Origin of the sequence: Bartonella sp. CL70QHWL (assembly GCF_042194855.1) — a bacterium.
Taxonomy (GTDB): domain Bacteria; phylum Pseudomonadota; class Alphaproteobacteria; order Rhizobiales; family Rhizobiaceae; genus Bartonella.
This window is the reverse complement of record NZ_JBHINJ010000092.1, coordinates 1-1,049: the sequence shown is the minus strand read 5'-3', so window position 1 is coordinate 1,049 and position 1,049 is coordinate 1. Positions and strand designations below refer to the sequence as shown.

At 40.7% G+C, this 1,049-nt stretch carries 2 protein-coding genes; both read right to left on the bottom strand.

The window, feature by feature from the left end; genetic code table 11:
* Positions 1 to 388 (bottom strand): hypothetical protein (locus ACFIJZ_RS09870; RefSeq protein ID WP_375631981.1); only part of this gene is annotated, 388 nt, incomplete at its 3' end.
* Positions 385 to 1,049 (bottom strand): filamentous hemagglutinin (locus tag ACFIJZ_RS09865; protein WP_375631980.1); only part of this gene is annotated, 665 nt, incomplete at its 5' end. The genes ACFIJZ_RS09870 and ACFIJZ_RS09865, both read right to left, overlap by 4 nt.

The window sequence follows — 1,049 nt, the reverse complement described above, 5'->3', positions numbered from 1 at the left end:
CAGGTGCATTTTTATACTTTTTACAAAAAGGGCTGTTCAAACGCTTCTTGACACTGCGCTGTGGTATGACAGCACCTAGACGACAAATGGGAAGGTTTTCGGCTTTATGATTCTCGCACCAAGTCCCTCCCCCCACTTTATCACGGAAACCTGATTGAACCATGCAAGCATAAATTGTTGCTTTTGCATTGATGCTCTGCTTTCTGTTTTCTGGAAATACATCATAAGGGGTTGGCATGCCACATTCTAATAATGCTTTTGCTACCTCAGTAAAATCTGCTCCCGATTTCTCCCAGGCTCCTATAGAGGAGGTAGGAGTTTTATTAAATTGACAACCAGTGATGATTAATAGAGTTAATGTACTCAATAATTTTAAAGGTTTTTTCATTTTTTACTCCATGATTTACTTGAAGGAACTTGTTCTAAATGAGATGTGCTATAAAACTTTTGGCATTTATAACCCACATCTCCAAGACAAGTATGGGAACTTATGGGATTTGTAGCCACTCTCCACCATTCTTTCCACCAGTTACTGCCAGCAGGTATTGTCTCGTAGGTATAGCCATTGCCGCCAATAATTCTGCTGACAAAGTCGTATCTATTCCCATTAAAGCCAACAGTGGTTTGTTTGCCGTCACTCACATAACCTAACAGACCGGATGCAACTAAAACATTAAAGGCTGGTCCATAGAGATTGATAGTCGTGTTTTCGTTGGCTATACCGTGAACACCTTCTTGTTTGAAAGAATTCAGCATATTCCCCAATGTCATTGTCCCGCGACTATGTCCATAAAGTTCTAATCCTGTAAGACCATAGCTATACATCAAATCTTTTGCTTCTTGTGTTGAATTGGTCAAACCCCAAAAGTTATTTTCCATAAACTTCTGATAGCCCGCGACCAGAAGTTCTGAAATAGCAGAATCGGCTTGAGGGAACACAACAAAATAAAGCGGTTCATTTTTATCCTTCGCATGTTGAACCGCATAAACAGCGGCTTCCTCTGGTGGAGTAAAGATGCCATTAAAGGACACATGCACCTTGCCATCAG